We start from the raw sequence: 19,997 nt of genomic DNA on the forward strand, positions 1-19,997 counted from the left end.
CTAGCTCCGGCGGTTTCCCAGGAACTCTCGGTAGACGCCGGCCGCGATGCGGGCCGAGCGCTCCCACGTGTACCTCGCCGCGGTCTCCAGGGCCGCGGCGCGCAGGCGCCGCCTCACGCCTCCGTCCAGGATAGCCTCCATCGCCCGTGCGAGATCGTCTGTCCTCGAGGGATCGACGAGCAGCGCGCTCTTGCCGTCCTCGAGGAACTCGGTGAACGGAGGTTGCGCAGAGCTGACCACCGGCGCGCCCGACGCCATCGCCTCGAGCAGGACGAGCCCGAACCCCTCGCGGACCGACGGGAACACGAACGCGTCGGCGAGGCGGTAGAGCGCCGGGATCAGCGCGTCCGGGAGCACGCCCGCCAGCACGAGCGGCGGCGGCGCGCGCTCCGGCGACGGCGACGCGCCCGCGGGCCACACGCCGTTCTCCCGGGCGATCGCCTCGAACTCGCGCTGGTAGGGCGCGTAGTCGAACAGCGTCTCTCCGCCCGCGATCACGAGCTGGGCTCCGGGCAGCCGCCGCCGCACCTCGAGGAACGCCCGGAGCAGGCCGATCGAGTTCTTGCGCGGCTCGACGCCGCCCACGGTCACGTAGAGCGGCGACCCCGCGGCGCCGAGCCGCGCCCGCAGCGCCACCTCGTGGCCGTCCGGCGCCGGCGCGTAGCGCCGCAGGTTCACCCCGTTCGGGACGATGGCCGCGTCGACGCCGAGATCGGCCCGGAGCACCCTCCGCCACGCCTCGCTGACGGCGAGGCACGCGTCCGCCTCGCGCACGGAGCGCTCCTGGCAGGCGCGCAGGTACGGGCTGTCGTAGTCGTCGAGGTGGTGGACCGTCCGGAGGAAGTGGGGGATGCGCCCCTCGGCGCGCAGCGCCGCGAGGGCGTTCGCGCTGATGCAGTCCTGGGCGTGCCAGACGTCGTGCCGCGCCCCGAGGCGGCGCAGCCCGATCGTGAGCTCCGCGATGCGCTGCTCCACCACCGCGTCGATCCCCGCCGGGGCGGGCGCGGCGGGCACGAGGACGTGGGGGCAGCGCGGCGCGCGGTAGAAGCCGCCCTGGTCCTTGTTGAGCGCGTAGATGCAGACCTCCACGCCGAGGTCGTGGAGCGCCTCCGCGAGCTCCACCGTGTGCACGACGCCGCCGCGCGGCTTGGTCGAGTAGGTGAGGAGCGCGACAGAGAGCGGCGCGTCATCCGGCACGCGCGCGCGCGTGCCGGCGCTCGTCGCGCCGTCGGGGGCGCCGGTGGCGCCTGGGAAGGCGGCGGGGCTCATCGGGCCCCCTCGGTCGCGAACCCGGTGAGCGGCTCCGCGGCGAGGTCCCAGAGCGTCTCCCGCTCGCCGGCGGCCTCCAGCGTGAGCCGCCGCGAGCCGTCGACCGAGCCGACCGCCGCGCTCGCGATCCCCCGCCGCGCGAACGCCGACAGCACCTCGCCGGCGGCCTCGGGCCGCACGCTGAGCAGGAAGCCGTAGCTCGGGAACGCGAGCAGCCAGCGCGCGATCGACAGATCGCGCACCCCGCTCGGCCTCGGGACGGCCTCGACGTCGAGCACCGCGCCGGCGCCGGAGGTCTCCAGGAGCATGAGCAGCGTCCCGACGACGCCGCCCATGCTGATGTCCTTGCCCGCGTCGCACAGGCCCGCCTCGGCGAGGGCGGGCAGGATCTCGAGGTCGCCGCGGAGCCGCGCCGGATCCACGCCGGTCGACGCGTTCCAGAACGGGTGCTCCGCGTGCATCTGGCCGCGCAGATCGATCGCCGCGACGAGCACGTCGCCGGGGCGCGCCGCGAAGCTCGTGATGAGCCGCCGCGCCCGCCCGGCGATGGCGACGGCGAGGGCGTTGTACGGGCTGCGTGCGCTCGTATGCCCTCCGACGATCGGCACGCCGTACGCGCGCGACGCGGCGACCATGCCCTCCCAGACCGGCTCCATCGCGCCGGCCGAGGTCCCCCAGACGACATCGACGACCGCGATGGGCCGGCCGCCCATGGCGTGGATGTCGCTGATGTTGACCATGACGGCGCTGTAGCCCGCGAACCGCGGGTCCCCTTCGAGGAACGCCGGCCAGATCCCCTCGGCGGCGAGGAGCAGGTAGCCGTCCCCGTCCGGGATGGCCGCGCAGTCGTCGCCGAGCGCCACGCGCCGGTCGGCCGCGGCGTCTGCGCCGGCCGCGACGCCCGCGCCGGCCAGGAACCGCGCCGGGATCTGCACGTCCCGCTTCGCGAGGATGCCGAGCGCGCCGCGGAGCTGGGCCGCGAGGCCGGCGAGCATCAGCGGAACCTCTGCCCGGGCGGCGGGCGAGGCTCGTCGCCCGGCGGGTAGCTCTCGAGGTCGGCCTGCATCAGGTGGTGCGGGTGATCGCGGTAGGACCGCTCCTCGAGGGAGCGCCAGTGGATGCCCTCGAAGAACGGGACGTTGGCCACCTGGACGAGCGCGAGGAACCGCTGGCACCCCCAGCCGTGCGCCGTGGTGACCGCCTTGTGGACGAGCCCGCGGCCGACCAGGCCCTGCTTGCGGTGGCCGCGCGCGACGCCGAGCCGGCCGCCGTACCACAGGCCGGGCTCCGCCTCGTAGATGCGCACCGTGCCGACGACCTCCTCGCCCTCGCGCGCCCCGGGCTGCACGGCGGCGATGGGGAACGCGGCGGCGTCCCACTCGTCCTCGTCCGAGCCTTTAAACAGCCCTTGCTCGTCGCAGAAGATGGCCTGGCGCAAGCGGAGGTACGCGAGATAGGTCTCCCTGCTCTGCACGAGCTCGAAGCTGTACGGTGGCGTCATCGAAGCTCCCCGGGGTGGATGTCCATGCCGCGCCGGATCCCGGCGGCGCCGCGGCCTCTCCTGCCGCCTCGAAGCCCGAGAGCCCCGAGCAGGCGCCGCAGCGGGCGCAGCCCGCCTTCACGTCGGTCGAGCGCATCCCCGCCCGCGCGAGCAGCGGGCCGATGCGCGTGTAGATCGCTCGCATGAAGTCCCCCGACGGCGGCGCGCGGTCGGCCGAGGGCGTCCCCGGGATCGGCACGAGCGGGACGACGAACGGATACACCCCCATCGCGATGAGCCGCTCGCTCGCGTCGAGCAGCGATCCGAGCGAGTCGCCGAGCCCCGCGATGAGGTAGGTCGACACCTGGCCGCGCCCGAACACGCGCACGGCCGCCTCGAACGCCTCGAAGTACCGGGCCACGCTCACCTCGGCCTTGCCCGGCATCGCGGCGGCGCGCACCTCGTCCTCGACCGCCTCGAGGTGCATGCCCAGGCTGTCGACGCCGGCCGCGCGCATCCGCTCGAACCAGGCGAGATCGTCGGGCGGCTCGCACTGCGCCTGCACCGGCAGGTCGACGCGCGCCTTGATGCCGCGCGCGCAGTCCGCGAGGTGCGCCGCCCCGCGATCGGCCGATCGCGGCGTGCCGGTGGTCAGCGTCACGTGCCGCACCCCGTCGAGCCGCGCCGCCGCCTCGGCGACCTCGCCGAGCTGCTCCGGCGTCTTCTTCGCGGTGGTGCGCCCCGCCGCGAGCGACTGCCCGATCGCGCAGAAGGTGCAGGCCTTCTCGCGCTCCGCGTACCGGACGCACGTCTGGAGCACCGTCGACGCGAGGACGTCCGCGCCGTGCAGGAGCGCGATCTTGGGGTAGGGGATCCCGTCCCGCGTCGAGAGGGCGTAGAAGCGCGGCGTTTTCACGAGGGCGATCGGCGCGAGCTCCTCGCCGTCCCGCGCCACGGTGCCGGCCCCGTCGCGCCCGATCCGCGCCACGAACGGCGACGCCGCGGCCTTGTCGGTGTGGATCGGGATCATCACCGTGGCGCCGCCGAGCGTCGCCGCCACGTGCTGTGTCGGCCCCGCCCCGCCGCGGCGCGAGGTCCACGCCGCGCGGCGGCCCTCGCCGGCCTCCGCGTCCGGCGCGGCGCCCGCGTCCGGGGCGCCCTCGGGGGCTTCAGCCAGCCTCAGGCCGAACGACTGGAGCTCGGTGATCAGCGTCTGGGTATCCATGGTCCACCGCCGCAGGATCGAGGGAAGAGGCCTTGGGGCTGCTCGCGTTGAGCGCGCCGAGCGTGATGGCGCGCGGCGCCGTGTCCAGCCAGAGCCGCAGCACGTCGGGCCGGGCGTAGTGCCCGGCGGCATCCATCATCCGCTTTCGCTTCGTGATCAGGGCGAAGTCGAGATCCGCGACGGCCATCCCCTCGCCGTCGGTCACCGGCGGGCACGCGTGCATGCCCTCCGGCGTCACGATGGCCGTCATGCACCCGCCGCGCAGCACGCCCTGCATCTGCTCGCTCGGCGCGACCTCCCGCACCTGCTCCGGCGTCAGGAAGGCCGTGGCGTTCACCACGAAGCAGCCCGACTCCAGCGCGTGGTGCCGGATCGTCACCTCCATCTGCTCGGCGAAGATCGACCCGACCAGCGAGCCGGGGAACTGGCTGCAATGGATCTGCTCGTGCTGCGCGATGAGCGCGAACCGCGCGAGCGGGTTGTAGTGCTCCCAGCAGGCGAGCGCCCCGATCCTCCCGACCGCGGTGTCCACGGTCCTGAGCCCCGAGCCGTCGCCCTGCCCCCAGATCATCCGCTCGTGGTAGGTCGGCGTGAGCTTGCGCCGATGGAGCGCGAGGGTGCCGTCCTTGTCGAAGACGAGCTGCGCATTGTACAGCGTCCCGTGATCGCGCTCGTTCACGCCGAGCACCACGACCACCCCGTGCGCGCGCGCGGCGGCCGCCACGGCCTGCGTCACCGGGCCGGGGACGGTGACCGCCTCGTCGTAAAGGCGCATGTGCTCCTTGCCCATGGCGGGCGGCGGGAGCACGAAGGAGAAGTACGGGTAATACGGGACGAACGCCTCGGGGAAGACGCAGAGCTCGGCGCCCTCCTTCGCGGCCCTGGCGATCGCGGCGATGACGCGCTCGGTCGTCCCGTCCCTGCTGCCGAGGACGGGACTGGCCTGCACCGCGGCCGCCCTGACTCTGCGCGTATAGTCCATCGCCGGCGCCGGGTTCAGAGCGTCCAGGAGTGGACCATGAACGCGTTGTCCCGGCGGTGGATGAGCTGGATATCGAGCACGTCGAGCGGGCTGATGGGCTTGATACCGGGGATCAGCGCGTGCTCGCCGTGGCCGTAGAGCGCCTGCAGCGCGAACCGGCACGCGTATACCTTGCCGCCCTCCTCCATGAACCGGCCGATCTGCTGGTTGACCGCGAGGTGCCCGGAGAACGCCTCGCTGCCGAGCTTCGGAAAGCCGCGCTGCAGCCCGAGCGTGACGCCCGGCCCGTAGAGCAGGATCGATGTCTCAAACCCCTTACGCTGGAGGCGGATCGCCGTCAGCACGTTGACGAGGCCGATCGAACCCTCGAAGGCCACCGTGTGAAAGGTGACCAGCGCCTTCTCTCCTGGCTTCGCCTTGACGTCTTCGAAGACCTTCTCCTCGTAATCGACCAGGAAGTCACCAGCGTTGTAGGCGGGATACGTCGGCTTCGGCATTGGCTACCTCTCTCCTAGAATGGATTAGTTGAGACCATAGCGATTTTCTGAGCGCAACAAAAATGCAGGCGCGCTCCTTTTTTTGATCTGGAGTCCGTTGCGGAGAAGGTGCGATTGCGGATCTCGCGCCGACGCGCGCCACGAGCAGGTCGCGCCGAGGTCGATCGCCAATCGGCGCGACTCACGTCGATCGTTTCGAGGTTATGTCCCCGGTTATTCGAGGGTGATTCCTCGATGATTCCGAGATGTTTCGCGCGTCTGGCGAGAGGGAGTGTGGCCCGGGAGGGGGCGCGCTCGCGGGGCCGAGCGGCGACTGCAGGCAAGCGGATCGCGCGCCGGGGCGCGCCGTCGTCGCGGCGACGGCTACCGCTGCTTCTTTCGCACCTTGGTGCTCTTGCCGCCCTTGCTGGCCTTGCCGCCCTTGCCGCCCTTGATCGCCTTGCCGCCCTTGGCGGTCATGGTGCTCTTGCTGCTCTTGACACGACGTTTGCCCCGTGCGTCCGCCGCGTCGCGCCGCTGCCGGCGCGGCTTGGGCTCATCCGACACATCGGCGCCCGCGAGCCGCCGGCCGTAGATGGTGCGCCGCAGGATGGCCACGTCCTCGATCTGCACGAGCATCGCGTCGCCGATCGCGATGCGGTCCCCCGACCGGAGGCCGATGACGCGCAGCCCCTCGTCGTCGATCTCGTACTGATCCGGCCCGAGCGACTCCATGCGGACGAGCACGTCGACGAACGGATCCTCGACGTTGACGAAGACGCCCGTGCCCACGAGGCCCGTCACGGTCCCCTCGAAGATGTCCCCGAGCCGCGAGCGCATGAGGAGCGCGCGGTGCAGATCGACCACCTCGCGCTCCACCTCCATCGCCTTGCGCTCGCGCTCGGACGCCGTGATCGCCGCCTCGCGCAGCCGCTCGATGGCCGCCTCGCTGCGGTCGATGCGCTCGCCGCGCAGCACCGCGCGGATCGCCCGGTGCGCGGTGATGTCCGGGTACCGCCGGATGGGCGAGGTGAAGTGCAGGTACGCGCTCGATGCGAGGCCGAAGTGGCCCACGTTGGCGACGTCGTACACCGCCTGCTTCATCGCGCGGAGCAGGAGCATGTGCAGCACGTGCTTCTGCGGGTGCGCGTCGAGCTTCTTCAGGAACACCGACAGCTTCTTCGGGTCGGCCGCGTCCTCGGGATCGAACGCGAGCCCGAGCTCTCCGCACATCGTCGCGAAGCGCTCGAGCTTCGCCTGGTCCGGAGGCGCGTGGTACCGGAACACGGTCGGGATGCTCTGGTCGACAACGAACTGCGCGCAGGTCTCGTTCGCGAGGAGCATCAGCTCCTCGATGAGCTGGTAAGCCTTCGCCACGCCCGGGTCGTGGCTGCGCTTCTGCACGTCGACGGGCGCGCCCGTCTCCGGGTCGAGCACCACCTTCGCCTCGGGCAGGTCGAGGTCGAGCGCGCCCCGCCGCATCCGCTTGCCGCGGAGCAGCCGCGCGAGATCCCACATCACCTGGAGGTCGTTCCTGTACGCCTCGGCCTCGGGGCTGCGCGGCGGCTCGGCGGTGAAGCCGAGCGCGCGCGCCACGCCGGGGTAGGTGAGCTTCGCCGCCGAGCGGATGTAGCCCTCGATGACGCGGGCGCGCCGCACTGTCGCCGCCGCGTCGAGCTCGACCTCCACGCACAGGCAGAGCCGGATCACCCCCGGCAGGAGCGAGCAGAGGTTCGACGACAGCGCCCGCGGCAGCATCGGGATCGCCCTGTCGGGCAGGTAGATCGAGTTGCCGCGCGCGAGCGCCGCCTGGTCGAGCGCGCTGCCCGGCCGCACGTAGTGCGACACGTCGGCGATCGCGATCCAGGCGCGGTACGAGCCGTCCTCCTCGCGGATCACCCAGACCGCGTCGTCGTGGTCGCGCGCGTCCTCCGGGTCGATCGTGGGCATGGGCAGGTGGGTGAGGTCGGTGCGCCCCTCGAGCGCCTCGGCCGGCACCTCGCCCCCGAACGCCTCGGCCTCGGCGATCGCCTCCGGCGCGTGCTCCTCCTCGATCCCCTCGCGCATCAGGATCTTGGCGACCTCCACGTTCGGATCGCCGGGCGTCCCGAGCACGGCCTCGAGCACGCCCTCCGGGTTCTCCTCGGGCAGGTCCGGGAAGCGGGAGATCGACACGACCGCCGCGGCGCCGTCCTCGGCGTCGGCCGGCGCGAGCGGCCCGCCCTTCTCGCGCGGCACGATCACGATGGGCCCCCGGACGCGCCCGTCGTCGGGCTCGAGCCACGCGCTCTTGCCGCGGCGCCGCAGCACGCCGGCCACGCGCGCGTGGCGCCGCTTGATGACGCGGACGACCTCCCCCTCCACGCCGCGCCGCGAGCGCGCCGCGATGCGCACCGCGACGGTGTCGCCGTGGAGCGCGCCGCCCATCGCCTCGGGCGAGATGTAGACGTCCTCGGCCGCCCCGCCGAGCGACACGAAGCCGAAGCCGCGCGGGTGCACGGTGAGCGTCCCATCGCGCTCGGCGCCGCGCGCCTCGACCTGCTGGGCGCTCATGCGGAACCGCTGGCCGGGGAGCGCGACGATGCTGCCCTCCGTCGACAGCTCCTCGAGCAGCCGCTGCAGCTTCGCGTAGCGGCTCGGCTCGACGCCGAGGCGCTCCGCGATCTCGTTCGCGTGCAGGGCGCGCTTGAAGGAGGACAGCAGGTCGACCACGGCCTCCCGGCGGCGCGCGCCGGAGCCGGTCGTCGGAGAATCTCCGCGGGATGAAGAACGCATGAAACTCGACTAGCACGAGTATCCTCTCGCTGGCTGTCTCCGCCCGGGTCCGGTATGCCTCGAGCCCACGCCACTCGAGCCGCCACGACCGATGCTGCTGAACTCGATCGCCCTGCTCCTCGCGCTGATCTTCCTCGTCGCCCTCGCCGCGAGGGGCAACCTCTTCGCGGTGCGTCCGTCCAGCGACAGACAGGCTGGGCGAGGAACATCGGACGCGCCTCGGGCGAGCCCCGAGGCGGCTGCGCCGTCGACCGGAGACAGGCAGGCCGGGCGCGCCCGGTTCTTCGTCACGCTCTTCCGGCTCGCGCTCTTCGTCGCGATCACCGCGAGCGCGGCGCTCGTGGTCGAGTACCAGAACGCGGGCGACCCGGCGTTCTGCGGCGTCGGCTCGGGCTGCTTCGCCGTCCGGGTATCGCCGTACAGCCGGCTCTTCGGCGTCCCGCTGCCGAACCTCGGCCTCGCCGCCTACACGACGCTCATCGCCGCGTCGCTGCTCGCGCGCGAGCGCTGGCACCACGTCGCCATCGCGGCCGCCTCGGCGCTCGGCGGCCTCGGCGCCACGGTGCTCCTCGGGCTGCAGGCGTTCGCGATCGGCGCGTTCTGCGCGTGGTGCATCGCGGTCGACCTCGCGGCGCTCACCGCGGCGGTCACGGCGGCCCTCGTCGCGTGGCAGGCGTGGCGCATGCCGCGCGCGGCCTTCGATCGCGCCGCCCAGGGAGGCCTGCCGACCACCACGGTGTGGGGCGCGGCGTCGGTGGCCGCGATCGGCCTGCCGTTCCTCTGGGGCAGCCACCCGGTGATCCCGCCGCTCCCGCCGGAGATCGCGGCGATGCAGGAGCCGGGCAAGGTCACGATCGTCGCCTTCACCGACTTCGAGTGCCCGTTCTGCCGCAAGCTGCACCCCGAGCTGAGCAAGATCGAGGAGGCCCACGGCGACCGGGTGCGCCACGTGCGCAAGATGATGCCGCTCCCGAACCACCCCGGCGCGCTCCCCGCGGCGAAGGCCTATGTCTGCACCCCCGAGGACAGGCGCGAGCAGGCCGCGGCGCTGCTCTACAGCGCGCACCCCGGCAGGCTCACCGGAGGGCGCGTCGCGTCGGTCCTCGCGCCGCTCGGGCTCTCGGCCACGGAGCTCGAGGCGTGCCTCGCCGCGCCGTCGACGCAGGCCGCCATCGACGCCGACGTCGCGCTCTATGGGCGGATGGAGGCGCGCGGGCTCCCCTTGACCTACGTCGGGCGGCGGCTCGTGGTCGGGTACAACCCCGAGCGCATCCGCGATGGGCTGCGCCGCGAGGTCGCCGGCGATCCCCTGAGCTTGCCGCTCCCGTGGCTGTTCGTCGCGCTCTTCGGCGTGGCCGCGGCGGCCGTGCTCGTGGGCGGCCGGGATCGCTCGCGCGGCGGCGCCGTGGACGACGGCGGCGGCGCGTCTCCGTCATCCGCCTCGCCGCCCTCGTCGTCCGCGCCGTCCTCGTAGGGGCGGCCCGTGAGGGTGAGCCACATCGCGCCCGCCGCTGCCTTTCGCGGCTGGTCAGCGGGTGACAGAATAGCTCATGACTGATCATCCCGAGCTAGCTGGCAAGCTCCCCCTGGAGTTCTTCCGCCAGCTTCCCAAGACCGACCTGCACGTCCACCTCGACGGCTCGCTGCGCCTCGAGACGATCATCGAGCTCGCCCGCAGCCACCGCGTCGAGCTCCCGACCTACGAGCCGAGCGAGCTGCGCAAGGTGATGAACCTGGGGCAGAACTGCGGCTCGCTCGTCGAGTACCTCAAGGCGTTCGACATCACGCTGCGCGTCCTGCAGACGGAGGAGGCGCTCCACCGCGTCGCCTACGAGCTCGCGGAGGACGCCGCGCGCGAGAACGTCCGGTACATGGAGGTCCGCTACTCGCCGATGCTGCACACCCGCCTCGGGCTGCGCCTCACGAGCGTGGTCGAGGCGGTGCTCTCGGGGCTCAGGGCGGCGCGCGACGCGCTGGGCATCGAGAGCAACGTCATCGTCTGCGGCATCCGCAACATCTCGCCCGAGTCGTCGCTGGAGATGGCGGAGCTCGCGGTGGCCTACAAGAGCCGCGGCGTCGTCGGGTTCGACCTCGCCGGCGCCGAGTACGACCACCCGGCGAAGCACCACAGGGCCGCCTTCCAGCTCGTGCGGCAGAACAACATCAACTGCACCATCCACGCCGGCGAGGCGTACGGCCCCGAGTCGATCGCCCAGGCGCTCCACGTCTGCGGCGCGCACCGGATCGGCCACGGCTGTCGCCTGCGCGAGGACGGCGGCCTGCTCCACTACATCAACGATCACCGCATCCCGCTCGAGTGCTGCCCGTCATCGAACGTGCAGACCGGCGCCGTGCGCGATCTCGCGTCGCACCCGCTCAAGCTCTACCAGAGCCTCGGCCTGCGGGTGACGGTCAACACCGACAACCGGCTCGTCACCGACACGACGGTGTCGCACGAGCTCTGGCACTGCCACACGAAGATGGGATTCGGCCTGAAGGAGATCAAGTCGACCATCGTGGCCGGCTTCAAGAGCGCCTTCCTGCCGTTCCACATCAAGCAGGCGTACCTCCGCCGCGTGACCGAGGAGCTCGAGCGCTTCTCCGCCGACGGCGCGATCCGGCCCGCCCCGCCCCCCGCGGCGCCTGGCCACGAGGTCCTCGAGCTCGCCCCGAGGGACGGGAAGGACGGCAGGACCCCGGCGTCGGTCGAGGAGGCCGCCAACTGACGCGCTGGCGCGCTGGGGCGCTGGTTGGAGACCAGGCGGCGCTCAGCCGCCCTTCCACTCGGTCCGCTGCACCACGGGGAGCTGCAGCGCGCGCTCCCGGTCCAGATCGAGCGAGCCGAGGTGGATGGCGATCGGCGACTGCACCCACTTGAAGATCGATCGCGTGAACAGCGTCGCGAACTTCTCGGCCCAGGACCGCAGCGCGGCGGGGTCCTTGTCGGGGAACAGGCTGGGGAGCGCCGCGGCCAGCTCGTCGGCGGCGAGCTTCTCCGCGCCGTAGAGGTAGAGGCACGCGTCGAGGACCTCGAACGGCATGAGCTCGGCCTCGCCCGATTGGTTCTCGGCGAGCTCCGGCCCCGCGGTGGTGGCGAGCGTCTGCTGGATCCCCTTGAACCCGAAGCGCTGCGAGAGGCGCTCGATCAGCGCGATGACCACCGTCTTCGGCAGGTTGGCGATCACGCTGAACGCCCCCTCGAGGTCGCCGCCCACGGTGGTGTAGCCGAGCGCCTTCTCGCTCATGTTCCCGGTCTGCAGGAACAGCGCGCCGCTCGTGTTCGACCAGTTCCACATGCGCCCGCCGCGGATGCGCGCCTGCACGTTCTGCTTCGTGAGCTCGGTGAGCTGCCGGTCCCCGCCCACCATCGCCTGGGCGGCCTCCATCTCCCGCAGGAACGCGTCCTCGATCGGGATCACCGCGAACGACACCCCGAGATCGTCGGCGATCTGCGCCGCCGCCCGGTGCGTCGCGTCGCTGGAGTAGCGCGACGGCATGAAGAACGCGTGGAGCGAGGTCTTCATCCGGTCGCGCAGCGCCTGGCCCTCGAGATCCGGGTAGAGGAGCCGCACCGCGCGCCAGGCGACGAGCAGCGTGAGCAGCGAGTCGCGGCCGCCCGAGAGCGCGAGGCCGATGCTCTTGAACGCGCCGATCTTGCGGTAGTAGTCGGCGACGCCGAGCGCGAGCACCTCGTAGAAGTCGTCGAGCAGCTCGTCGCGCGGGGAGATCGCCGGCAGCGCGGCCGACGGCAGGAACGGCGTCGTGCCGGGCGGCGGGGCGGGGTAGGCGAGGCGCGAGCGGTCCGCTGTCTCCCCGTCGACGCGGAGGACCTCTACCATGTGCGGCGAGGCGCGCCGGAACTCCTCGAGGTCGCTGCGCCAGGTGCTCGCCTCGCGTCGGCAGCGCGTCGTCCGGTCGAGGTCGACGACGGCCGCGGAGAACCCCTCGCGGAAGCGCGGCGCCTCCAGCATCGGCCGGCCGTTCTGGTTGATGAACCCGCCGCCGTCGAAGACGAGCCCGTCGTTGCCGCCGACGAGGTTCGCGTACGCGATCGTGCACTGGTTGTCCGCCGCGCGGGTCGCGATCATCTCGCGCCGGGTGCCCGTCACCCCCGCGCGGAACGGCGACGCCGAGATGTTGCAGATGATCTCCGCGCCCGCGTAGCAGCGCCGCCGCATCGGGCCGTCGGGCGACCAGATGTCCTCGCACACCTCGACCGCGATCGTCCCGAAGTCGAACGCGAGGATGCGGTCGCCGCAGATCACGCCGTCGGCGTCGAGCTCCATGAACGGCATGCCGCGCGAGAACGTCCGCGCCTCGTAGAAGATGTTGTACGTCGGCAGCTTCTCCTTGGGGGAGAAGGCGAGCACCCGGCCGGCGTGGACGATCGCGCCGGCGTTGAAGAGGTCGCCCCCCACGCCGACGGTCACGCCGATGACGAACGCGGTGCGGAGCGCCGCCGTCTCCTCGGCGAACCGGCGGAGCTCGCGCTGCTGGCTCGCGACGAACGCCGGCCACTGCACGAGGTCCTCGGAGGCGTATCCGCCGATCACCTGCTCCGGGAAGACCGCCAGCGTGACGTCGTCGCGCGCCATGGCGTGGGCGAGCGAGAGGCACCGGTCGGTGTTCGAGCGGACGGCGCCGACGGTCGCGTTGACGTTGGCGATTCCGATCTTGACGAGTCGCATCGCGCAGCAGCCTAGCGCGGCAGCACGGCGCTGAGCAGGCCGAAGAGCTTGTCGAGCTCCCCCGGCGTCACGCGCCGCTTCGCCTTCACCCGGTCGCCCGCGGCGAAGAACCCGATCGGGTCGACGACGCGGACGGTGACGATGGCGATGCGGAACGAGGTCGTGCGCTCGACCTCGTCGTTGAGGAACTCCGCGTCGCGGGCGGCCTGTTCGGGGCTCTCGCTCGGCCCGTCGAGCGCCAGGAGGGCGCCGCCGTCCTTGGCCAGCGTCACGGTGGCCTCGAGCGACCTCAGCGTCGGCGGCACGCGGGGCGCCTCTCGCGGCCCTTTCAGGGTCCGCGCCGGGTCGACCGCCGCGGCGATCGCGGCCTCGTCGCCGGTCGGGTCCGGGAAGCCCCCGGTCCCGACGAAGCGCCGCGCCTCGCGCGCCCTCGAGACCGGCAGCACCACGAGGAAGTTTGGCTCCACGGTCGCCACCACGCGGGTGTGCCCCTTGATGGTCACGCGCACCGCGGGGACGCCGAGCCCCTCCTCCCGGGAGCCCGGCGGCTGGCTGCGCGACAGCAGCGCGTCGAGCCCCGACGCCAGCCGTTCGGGCGGCACGTTGTGCTCCAGGACGATCACCGCCTCGCCCGCCGCGTCCGCGCGCGGCGCGGTGACGAAGGCGCGCTCGAGGTCCCGCTCCGGATCGAGCCCCGTGCCGCCGAGCACGGGCCCCCACAGATCGAGCGCCGCGAGCCGCGCCATGATGGGGTGGCCCCGGGTCCTGTCGGCGAAGACGAGCACCGAGACCTTCCCCCCGGCGATCGACTGCGCGATCGCCGCCGCGTTGCGCGGCTTCGGCGGCGGCGGCATCTCCGCGTCGACCGGCGTCCCCGACGACGCGGAGCCGCACGAGACGACGAGGAGGGCGAGGGCGATGACGAGGAGCCCGAGCGGCGCCCGGCGCATCGCGGCGGAGAGTCCTTGGCGAACGGACCGCATCACCCGGGCGACGTTACCGGCACCCCCTCGATCCGGCTAGCGGGGCGAGCCTGACCGGCGCTCCGGCCACGCGCCGATCCGGCGAGGCGAGGCGCGGGGACGCGGCGATCCGCCGACGCGGCGGTCGCCTCGAGGATGCGAGAAGGTGCGCAGGCTCGCGGACCCCGCGAGCGTCTCGCAGCGGGGCGGCCATCCCTCTTCCTCGCGTCGGGACCTGGAGTAGGATGCGCCCCCGCGGTCACGCCGAGCTCGTGCGCCGCAAGGATCCGTGTCTCGCAACGTTGCGGCCGCGGAGCCCGACCCTGTTGAAGAGGAGTGTCACCCCATGGCGGTCCGTCCTTCCGACCTGCACGCGATCCCCCTGTTCGAGAGAATCACGGAGGACCACCTTGACGAGCTGATGATGGCGTTCCAGCGCCAGGAGGTCCCGTCGGGCCACGTGCTCTTCGAGGCCGGGAGCGCGCCGGCGCACATGCTTCTCCTGGTCCAGGGGGAGGTCGCGCTGCTCGACGCGGGCGAGACGCGCTTCCGCCTGACCCCCATCTCGCCCATCGGCGAGCTCGGCGCGCTGACCGGCCTCCGGCGGACGACGACCGCGGTGACGACGCAGCCCTCGGAGATCTGGCGCATCGGCGTCGCCGAGCTCCAGGACTTCTTCGAGGAGCACGGCGACGTCGCCTACCCCTTCTACAACAACCTGCTCAACGTCGTGGCCGGCAAGATCCGGCGCGACGCGCGGCGGATCGAGGAGGTGCGCGCGAACCTCATCCGCACGCAGAAGGCGATGAAGCGGCTGCTCGAGCTCGTGCTCGACAGCGAGGAGACGCCGCTGAGCAAGGTCATCTGCGCGACGCTCGAGGATCTCATCGAGAAGAACCGGCGCTCCCACTACATGGTCGAGCCGGCCCACACGCTGAAGAGCTCCGTGCGCCTGGACAGCGGCGCCCTCGTCCCGGTCGTCGAGCTCTCCGACGGCTGGATGCGCCTCGCCGGTCTGCGCGACGCCGCGAAGGGCGCGCACTGGAGCGGCGTTCTCGTCCTGCCCGCGCGCGAGATCCCGGTGAGCGGGACGATCGACGCGGTCGACGACCACGGCGCGCTGGTGAAGCTCGACCTCTTGATCGACGAGTACGCCGCCGCGCTCCAGGACTACCTGACGCGCCTCCAGATGCTGGATTTCGTGGTGTGATCGGCGGCGCGCGCGAGGAGCGCGCCGCCCGCCGCGCGGCCTCGCGGCGCCCGGCTCCCTCCTCGCGCCGCGCTCAGACCGTTGCCAGGATCGTGCCCGGTGATCTACGGTTCCAGCAGCTCCCTGACATCGCAACGCTGAGCCGAAGTGGCGGAATGGCAGACGCGGCGGATTCAAAATCCGCTGTCCGCAAGGGCTTGTGGGTTCGAGTCCCACCTTCGGTACTGATACGGATCCCTGGATGAGGCGCCCGAGCGCCCGCTTCGATCTCTGTTCTCCCGGTCGTCGCTATCGCCGAAAGCGCTTGTAGATCCCGGATTTCCGTGCCGCGTGACGGCGCGCGCGCTGGCGGGCAGACGTCCTGGTCGCAGGGCGGCGCGGCGGGGCGCGGCCGTCCGTGACGCTGGGCGAGCGTGGACGGCGCGCTCCGTCGGAACAAGGCGCCGTCGGGCTGCTACGCTCGGCTCGCATGGCGCGTAGGACCGGAGGCATGGAGCGGCTGGGCGCGTTGATCCAGCGGGGGTCCTCGCTGGCCGCGCCGGCGGAGGTCGACACCGCGCCGATGCCGTTCCGCGACTGGGAGGCGGCCGTGGGGTCGCGGATCGCGGCGCGCGCCCGCCCGCTCAAGCTGGAGCGCGGGGTGCTGCACGTGCGCGCGGCGAGCTCGACGTGGGCGCAGGAGCTCTCGATGCTCGGCGACGCGATCACCACGCAGCTCCGCGCGCGCGGCCTCCCGGTGCAGTCGCTCCGTTTCCGCGTGGGCAAGGTGGATCCTGTCGCGCGTCCACCCTGGCGCGAGGAGGTCCGCCCGGCGCCGAAGGAGGCGCCGCTCCCGGTCGAGGTGCGGCGCGAGCTCGGCAAGGTCCCCGATCCCGAGCTGCGCGACGCGATCGCGAAGGCCGCCGCGAGGAACCTCGGCTGGCAAGAGGCAGAGGCGAGCGCGCGCCCTCGCAACGCGCCGCCGCCGGTCCCCCCGGCGGCATCGTCGCCCGCGCCTCGCGCGGCGTCGCCGCAGGTTCCTTCCGGTACGCCGGCCTCGCGCGCCACCTCTCGCGCGGCGCCGCCGCCGGCGCCGCGCGCGTCGGCTCGGCCCGCCGCGCCTGCTCGCGCGGCGCCCGCCGACGACGAGGCGGCGCCCGCTACTTCGCCGCGACGAGCCGCTCGAGACCCTCAATCCGCTGCATCAAGAACCGCTCGGTCGGACCGAACGAAGGCGCCATCCGGCGAAGGTCGTCGAGGTAGATCCTGAGCGGCTGGATGTCGAGCGACTTGACCCGCCGGACCACGGTGTAGAGCTCATCGACCACGGGCCCGGGCAGCGGGCGGCGCGCGATCGTGAAGAGCTCGAACGCGTAGTTCACCCAGCTCCCCTTGGTCGTCGCGCCGGCGAGGCGGGCCGCGTAGCGCGCGGCGAGCTCCGCGGCCGGCATCTCCAGCGGCACGTTCGTCCGCGCGCGGCTGAGGATGTCGATCAGCACCGTCTGCAGGATGCGCTCGGCCTCCTCGCTCCGGCCCATCGCGAGCGCCTTGTCGGCGAGGCTCGCGAGCAGGCGCAGCGACTGGAAGCCCTTCGAGCCGCCGTCGCCCGTCGGGCTCGTGAGCTCCGTCGGGTCGTCCGACATCTTGCGCATCTCGGTCAGCGCCATCGCGCCGAGCGTCGCCGTCGCGCGCCGGAACTCGACCCCGTAAGCGTCGTGCGGCCGCGACTCCTCGCCGCCGTAGAGCAGCATCTCCTGGCTGCCGATGATGATGCGGTCGCCGTCGACCAGCTCGCGCTGGCCGGAGATGCGCGTGCCGTTGACGTACACGCCGTTCCTGCTCTCGAGGTCGAGCACCGCGACGCCGTCGCTCCGCACCTGCAGCGTCGCGTGGCGCCGCGACACCAGCGGGTCGTCGAGCGAGAGCTGGCAGTCGCCGCTCCGGCCAATCACGAAGGGCCCTTCGGGGAGCTCGAAATCGTGCGCCAAGTACCGGAGGCGGAAAGGCATGGTCTATTTCAGTGCGCCGAGGCGCTCGAGCCCTTCGATACGCTGGAGGATGAACCGCTCCGCCGGGGTACGTTCTCCTGCACGCTCGCGGAGCCGCTTCGCATAGCCACGGAGAATGGACATGTCGACGGCCTTCACCTTGCGGAGGACACTATACAGCTCATCGACGAGGTAGGCGGGAAGGAGGAGCTCGAGCCGCGTATTCAGCTCGAAAATGTAGTTGATCCAGGACCCCCGGCCGGTGGCCCCGGCCAGTCGGGCCGCGTACGCGCTGGCCTTCTCGACCAGCTCGGGCTGCACGGCGCCGACGCCCCCCTCCCGCGCCTTGGTCAGGATGTCGTTGAGCGAACGCTGGAGGATGCGCTCGGCCTCGTCGACGCGCCCCAGGGCGAGCGCCTTGTCGGCGACGCTGCCGATGAGGCTGAGCGCGTGCACCCGCTTGTCGGGGTGCTGCGGGATGAGCCCCGGGAGCGACCGCCGCGAGGCGATGGCGGTCGCGCCGTCGTCCTCGCCCGAGGACATCTCGCTCATGTCGACCGTGCGCGCGTTCTGCTGCCGCGTCCAGAGCGGCGCGCTGCGCGGCGAGTGCGTCGAGCTCGGCTCGATCGCCCCGAGCAGGAACATCTCCTGCCCCCCGATCGCGATCTTGTCGCCGTCGGACAGGAGCTGGCGCCCCGTGATCCGGTTCCCGTTGATGAGCACGCCGTTGCGGCTGCCGAGATCCTCGATCGCCACGCCGCCTTCACCGACGGTCAGCAGCGCGTGCTTGCGCGACACCAGCGGGTCGTCGAGCGATAGCTGGCAGTCGGCGCTCCGTCCGATGAAGAACTCGCCGAGCGGCACCTCGAGATCGTGGGCGAGGTAGCGCAATCGGATGCCCATGATCGAGCCATACCAACAGCCCAACAGGCCGTCAAAAGTCAGCTTCCGGGCCGCGTGGTATTGGTTTGCAAGCCCACAAGAACGGTCGTGGAGCGCGGGCGGAGACGTCCGTTGCCATCTTACAGTGTCACACCGCGAGAGGCGGCGCGCGGCCGGCCAGGGCGGAGGCTCAGGGGTGGCGGGAGAGGACCCGGAGCAGCGCGAGGATGAGCCGCGGGTGCGCGACGAGGCCGTAGATCTTGAGCTCGCCGCTGGCCACGAGGCGCGCGAGCTCGCGCAGCGGCCCGCTCTGCCGACGGTGCAGCACGCCCAGCTTGGGGAGGCTCACCCAGCGGTGGAACGCGATGTCGGGGAGCCTTCGCAGCGCCGCCTCGTCCCCGCAGAACGTGACGGACGGGATGCCGATCGCGCCGTCGTGGATGGTGAGGCGCCCGTGATCGAAGCGCATCGTCATCGACGTGCCGCTGTCCTGCGCGACGACGAGCACGGAGCCGCGCAGCGCCCGGAAGTCGGACGCGCGCCGCGCGTCGCGCGCGAGGTGCTCGCGGATCAGCCCGCCGAACTCGGCGGCGAGCGGGTTCTCCTCAGCGCCCGGGGCGAGATCGATGATGGGCTCCATGGCGTCGCTTCACCCGGCCGCGCGCGCTCCGTCCACCCCGATGTCCCGGCGGAGCACCTTGCCGTCGAAGTCGATCGCGCTCGCCGCGCGGAACGCGCGCTCCCGCGCCTCCGCGAGCGAGTCGCCCGCGGCGGTGACGGCGAGCACGCGGCCGCCCGCGGTGACGATCGCGCCGTCTCGCTCCGCCGTGCCCGCATGGTTCACGAACGCGCCCTCCACCGCGGCCGCGGCGTCGAGGCCGCGGATGACGTCGCCGGTCACGGGCGCCGTCGGGTAGCCGCGCGCCGCAAGGACGACGGTGAGCGCGTGGCGGCCGGGGGCGACGCGCGCCGCCCCGGCGTCCAGCGCGCCCGCCGCGGCCGACGCGCACAGCTCGGCGACGTCGCCCTCGAGGAGCTCCATCAACCCCTCGCACTCGGGATCGCCGAAGCGGACGTTGTGCTCGAGCAGGACGGGATCGCCCTCCGGCGTGATCATCAGCCCCGCGAACAGCACCCCGCGGAAGGGCCTCCCCTCCGCGCGCATGCCGTCGATCGTGGGCCGGAGGATCTCGCGCTCGACGCGCGCGGTGAGGGCGGGGGTGACGCGGGCGCTCGGCGCGAACGCGCCCATGCCGCCGGTGTTCGGCCCGGTGTCGCCCTCGCCGACCCGCTTGTGATCGCGCGCGGCCGGCAGGACGAAGATCGCCTGGCCGTCGCTGATGGCGTGCAGGCTGGCCTCCTCGCCCTGGATCGCGTCCTCGAGGATCACGGTCGCGCCGGCGTCGCCGAAGCGTCGGTCCACGAGCATGTCCTTCGCGGCCGCGAGCGCCTCGTCGACGGTCGTCGCGACGACGACGCCCTTGCCGGCGCAGAGCCCGTCGGCCTTCACGACGATGGGCGCGCCGCGCTCGCGGATGATGCGCGACGCCTCGTCGAAGGATCGCGCGATCTGGAACGGCGCGGTCGGGATGCCGTGGCGCGCGGCGAACTCCTTGAGGAACGCCTTCGACCCCTCGAGGCGCGCCGCCTCGCGGCTCGGCCCGAAGACGGCGACGCCCGCGGCGGCGAGCGCGTCGGCGACGCCGGCGCAGAGCGGCGCCTCAGGGCCGACGACGACCAGATCGACGCGCTCACGGACGGCGAGCCGGGTCACCTCGTCGGGCGCCATGGAGGCGAGATCGGCGCGGCGGATCGGGGCGCGGCCCGCGCCGCCCTGCGCGTGGGTCCCGGCGTTCCCGGGCGCCACGACGACCTCGGCGACCGAGGGCGATCGGGCGAACGCGCGCGCGAGGGCGTGCTCGCGCCCCCCCGAGCCGAGCACGAGGATGCGGCGATCTGACCGGCGGCTGTTCGCGGTGGAGCTCACCCCCGCGCGCTACCACGCGGCGGGCCTCGCTGTCGAGGCGCCTCGCGCGGTCGCCCGGTCCGGGAGGGCCCCGCGGCGCCCGGCGTCGTGATAG

At 72.7% G+C, this 19,997-nt stretch carries 17 protein-coding genes and 1 tRNA gene; 5 read left to right on the forward strand and 13 right to left on the reverse strand.

Annotated features, from left to right (window positions below; translation table 11 throughout):
• The 7 genes from WME96_RS46240 to rnr all read right to left on the reverse strand — a co-directional run bounded on the left by WME96_RS46240 (window position 1) and on the right by rnr (window position 8,207).
• Window positions 1-1,269 (reverse strand): MSMEG_0565 family glycosyltransferase, encoded by a 1,269-nt coding sequence (locus WME96_RS46240; RefSeq protein WP_437287926.1) that lies wholly within the window; start codon window positions 1,267-1,269, stop codon window positions 1-3.
• On the reverse strand, window positions 1,266-2,264 hold the full coding sequence (locus tag WME96_RS46245) for a sll0787 family AIR synthase-like protein (RefSeq protein ID WP_437287927.1): 999 nt from the start codon (window positions 2,262-2,264) through the stop codon (window positions 1,266-1,268). The genes WME96_RS46240 and WME96_RS46245 overlap by 4 nt, the downstream gene beginning before the upstream one ends.
• Window positions 2,264-2,770 (reverse strand): MSMEG_0567/Sll0786 family nitrogen starvation N-acetyltransferase, encoded by a 507-nt coding sequence (locus WME96_RS46250; protein WP_433932232.1) that lies wholly within the window; start codon window positions 2,768-2,770, stop codon window positions 2,264-2,266. The genes WME96_RS46245 and WME96_RS46250 overlap by 1 nt, the downstream gene beginning before the upstream one ends.
• A complete protein-coding gene (locus WME96_RS46255; RefSeq protein ID WP_437287928.1) occupies window positions 2,667-3,974 on the reverse strand; it encodes an MSMEG_0568 family radical SAM protein in 1,308 nt (435 codons plus the stop codon). The genes WME96_RS46250 and WME96_RS46255 overlap by 104 nt, the downstream gene beginning before the upstream one ends.
• Window positions 3,919-4,956, reverse strand: coding sequence for a Nit6803 family nitrilase (locus tag WME96_RS46260; protein ID WP_437287929.1), 1,038 nt, complete (start codon window positions 4,954-4,956; stop codon window positions 3,919-3,921). Before WME96_RS46260 ends, WME96_RS46255 begins: the two co-directional genes overlap by 56 nt.
• 14 nt (window positions 4,957-4,970) lie before the next feature.
• Entirely contained in the window at window positions 4,971-5,453 is a 483-nt protein-coding gene (locus tag WME96_RS46265) for an MSMEG_0572/Sll0783 family nitrogen starvation response protein (RefSeq protein WP_012241614.1), read from the reverse strand.
• A gap of 363 nt (window positions 5,454-5,816) precedes the next feature.
• The gene (gene rnr / locus WME96_RS46270) at window positions 5,817-8,207 is read right to left on the reverse strand and encodes a ribonuclease R (protein WP_437287930.1); all 2,391 of its coding nucleotides are present in this window, start codon (window positions 8,205-8,207) and stop codon (window positions 5,817-5,819) included.
• Window positions 8,208-8,298: 91 nt separating this feature from the next.
• Between rnr and WME96_RS46275 the strand changes: the two genes are divergently transcribed.
• Window positions 8,299-9,681 (forward strand): vitamin K epoxide reductase family protein, encoded by a 1,383-nt coding sequence (locus WME96_RS46275; protein WP_437287931.1) that lies wholly within the window; start codon window positions 8,299-8,301, stop codon window positions 9,679-9,681.
• A gap of 76 nt (window positions 9,682-9,757) precedes the next feature.
• Complete coding sequence (add, locus tag WME96_RS46280) at window positions 9,758-10,933, forward strand: adenosine deaminase (protein WP_437287932.1); 1,176 nt, start codon at window positions 9,758-9,760, stop codon at window positions 10,931-10,933.
• A gap of 42 nt (window positions 10,934-10,975) precedes the next feature.
• On the opposite strand, the gene nadE is transcribed toward add, so the two are convergent.
• Window positions 10,976-12,895, reverse strand: a complete 1,920-nt coding sequence (gene nadE, locus WME96_RS46285; RefSeq protein WP_061618956.1) for an NAD(+) synthase — start codon at window positions 12,893-12,895, stop codon at window positions 10,976-10,978.
• Window positions 12,896-12,906: 11 nt separating this feature from the next.
• Entirely contained in the window at window positions 12,907-13,845 is a 939-nt protein-coding gene (locus WME96_RS46290) for a hypothetical protein (protein ID WP_437287933.1), read from the reverse strand.
• A gap of 358 nt (window positions 13,846-14,203) precedes the next feature.
• On the opposite strand from WME96_RS46290, the gene WME96_RS46295 reads away from it, so the two are divergent.
• The 3 genes from WME96_RS46295 to WME96_RS46305 all read left to right on the forward strand — a co-directional run bounded on the left by WME96_RS46295 (window position 14,204) and on the right by WME96_RS46305 (window position 16,316).
• Window positions 14,204-15,067, forward strand: a complete 864-nt coding sequence (locus WME96_RS46295; RefSeq protein WP_437287934.1) for a Crp/Fnr family transcriptional regulator — start codon at window positions 14,204-14,206, stop codon at window positions 15,065-15,067.
• Window positions 15,068-15,208: 141 nt separating this feature from the next.
• Window positions 15,209-15,291: transfer RNA gene (locus tag WME96_RS46300), tRNA-Leu, on the forward strand.
• 245 nt (window positions 15,292-15,536) lie between these two features.
• A complete protein-coding gene (locus WME96_RS46305) occupies window positions 15,537-16,316 on the forward strand; it encodes a DUF721 domain-containing protein (RefSeq protein WP_437287935.1) in 780 nt (259 codons plus the stop codon).
• Here the strand turns inward: WME96_RS46305 and WME96_RS46310 are convergent.
• The 4 genes from WME96_RS46310 to purD all read right to left on the reverse strand — a co-directional run bounded on the left by WME96_RS46310 (window position 16,207) and on the right by purD (window position 19,903).
• A complete protein-coding gene (locus WME96_RS46310) occupies window positions 16,207-17,055 on the reverse strand; it encodes an FHA domain-containing protein (RefSeq protein ID WP_433932244.1) in 849 nt (282 codons plus the stop codon). The two genes, WME96_RS46305 and WME96_RS46310, sit on opposite strands and share 110 nt — an antisense overlap.
• A gap of 3 nt (window positions 17,056-17,058) precedes the next feature.
• The gene (locus WME96_RS46315) at window positions 17,059-17,937 is read right to left on the reverse strand and encodes an FHA domain-containing protein (protein ID WP_437287936.1); all 879 of its coding nucleotides are present in this window, start codon (window positions 17,935-17,937) and stop codon (window positions 17,059-17,061) included.
• A 169-nt stretch (window positions 17,938-18,106) separates the two neighbouring features.
• On the reverse strand, window positions 18,107-18,556 hold the full coding sequence (locus WME96_RS46320; RefSeq protein ID WP_437287937.1) for a hypothetical protein: 450 nt from the start codon (window positions 18,554-18,556) through the stop codon (window positions 18,107-18,109).
• Window positions 18,557-18,565: 9 nt separating this feature from the next.
• Window positions 18,566-19,903 carry a phosphoribosylamine--glycine ligase gene (gene purD, locus WME96_RS46325; protein WP_437287938.1) on the reverse strand — a complete coding sequence of 446 codons (1,338 nt, stop codon included), beginning with the start codon at window positions 19,901-19,903 and terminating at the stop codon, window positions 18,566-18,568.
• Window positions 19,904-19,997: the final 94 nt, after the last annotated feature.

The organism is Sorangium sp. So ce406, from assembly GCF_051474675.1.
Lineage (GTDB): Bacteria > Myxococcota_A > Polyangia > Polyangiales > Polyangiaceae > Sorangium > Sorangium cellulosum_G.

Excerpts from the sequence above, each read along its gene's own strand:
- WME96_RS46240 (WP_437287926.1), bottom strand. The coding sequence starts at position 1,269 with ATGAGCCCCGCCGCCTTCCCAGGCGCCACCGGCGCCCCCGACGGCGCG.
- WME96_RS46245 (WP_437287927.1), bottom strand. The coding sequence starts at position 2,264 with ATGCTCGCCGGCCTCGCGGCCCAGCTCCGCGGCGCGCTCGGCATCCTC.
- WME96_RS46250 (WP_433932232.1), bottom strand. The coding sequence starts at position 2,770 with ATGACGCCACCGTACAGCTTCGAGCTCGTGCAGAGCAGGGAGACCTAT.
- WME96_RS46255 (WP_437287928.1), bottom strand. The coding sequence starts at position 3,974 with ATGGATACCCAGACGCTGATCACCGAGCTCCAGTCGTTCGGCCTGAGG.
- WME96_RS46260 (WP_437287929.1), bottom strand. The coding sequence starts at position 4,956 with ATGGACTATACGCGCAGAGTCAGGGCGGCCGCGGTGCAGGCCAGTCCC.
- WME96_RS46265 (WP_012241614.1), bottom strand. The coding sequence starts at position 5,453 with ATGCCGAAGCCGACGTATCCCGCCTACAACGCTGGTGACTTCCTGGTC.
- rnr (WP_437287930.1), bottom strand. The coding sequence starts at position 8,207 with ATGCGTTCTTCATCCCGCGGAGATTCTCCGACGACCGGCTCCGGCGCG.
- WME96_RS46275 (WP_437287931.1), top strand. The coding sequence starts at position 8,299 with ATGCTGCTGAACTCGATCGCCCTGCTCCTCGCGCTGATCTTCCTCGTC.
- add (WP_437287932.1), top strand. The coding sequence starts at position 9,758 with ATGACTGATCATCCCGAGCTAGCTGGCAAGCTCCCCCTGGAGTTCTTC.
- nadE (WP_061618956.1), bottom strand. The coding sequence starts at position 12,895 with ATGCGACTCGTCAAGATCGGAATCGCCAACGTCAACGCGACCGTCGGC.
- WME96_RS46290 (WP_437287933.1), bottom strand. The coding sequence starts at position 13,845 with ATGCGCCGGGCGCCGCTCGGGCTCCTCGTCATCGCCCTCGCCCTCCTC.
- WME96_RS46295 (WP_437287934.1), top strand. The coding sequence starts at position 14,204 with ATGGCGGTCCGTCCTTCCGACCTGCACGCGATCCCCCTGTTCGAGAGA.
- WME96_RS46305 (WP_437287935.1), top strand. The coding sequence starts at position 15,537 with ATGGCGCGTAGGACCGGAGGCATGGAGCGGCTGGGCGCGTTGATCCAG.
- WME96_RS46310 (WP_433932244.1), bottom strand. The coding sequence starts at position 17,055 with ATGCCTTTCCGCCTCCGGTACTTGGCGCACGATTTCGAGCTCCCCGAA.
- WME96_RS46315 (WP_437287936.1), bottom strand. The coding sequence starts at position 17,937 with ATGGGCATCCGATTGCGCTACCTCGCCCACGATCTCGAGGTGCCGCTC.
- WME96_RS46320 (WP_437287937.1), bottom strand. The coding sequence starts at position 18,556 with ATGGAGCCCATCATCGATCTCGCCCCGGGCGCTGAGGAGAACCCGCTC.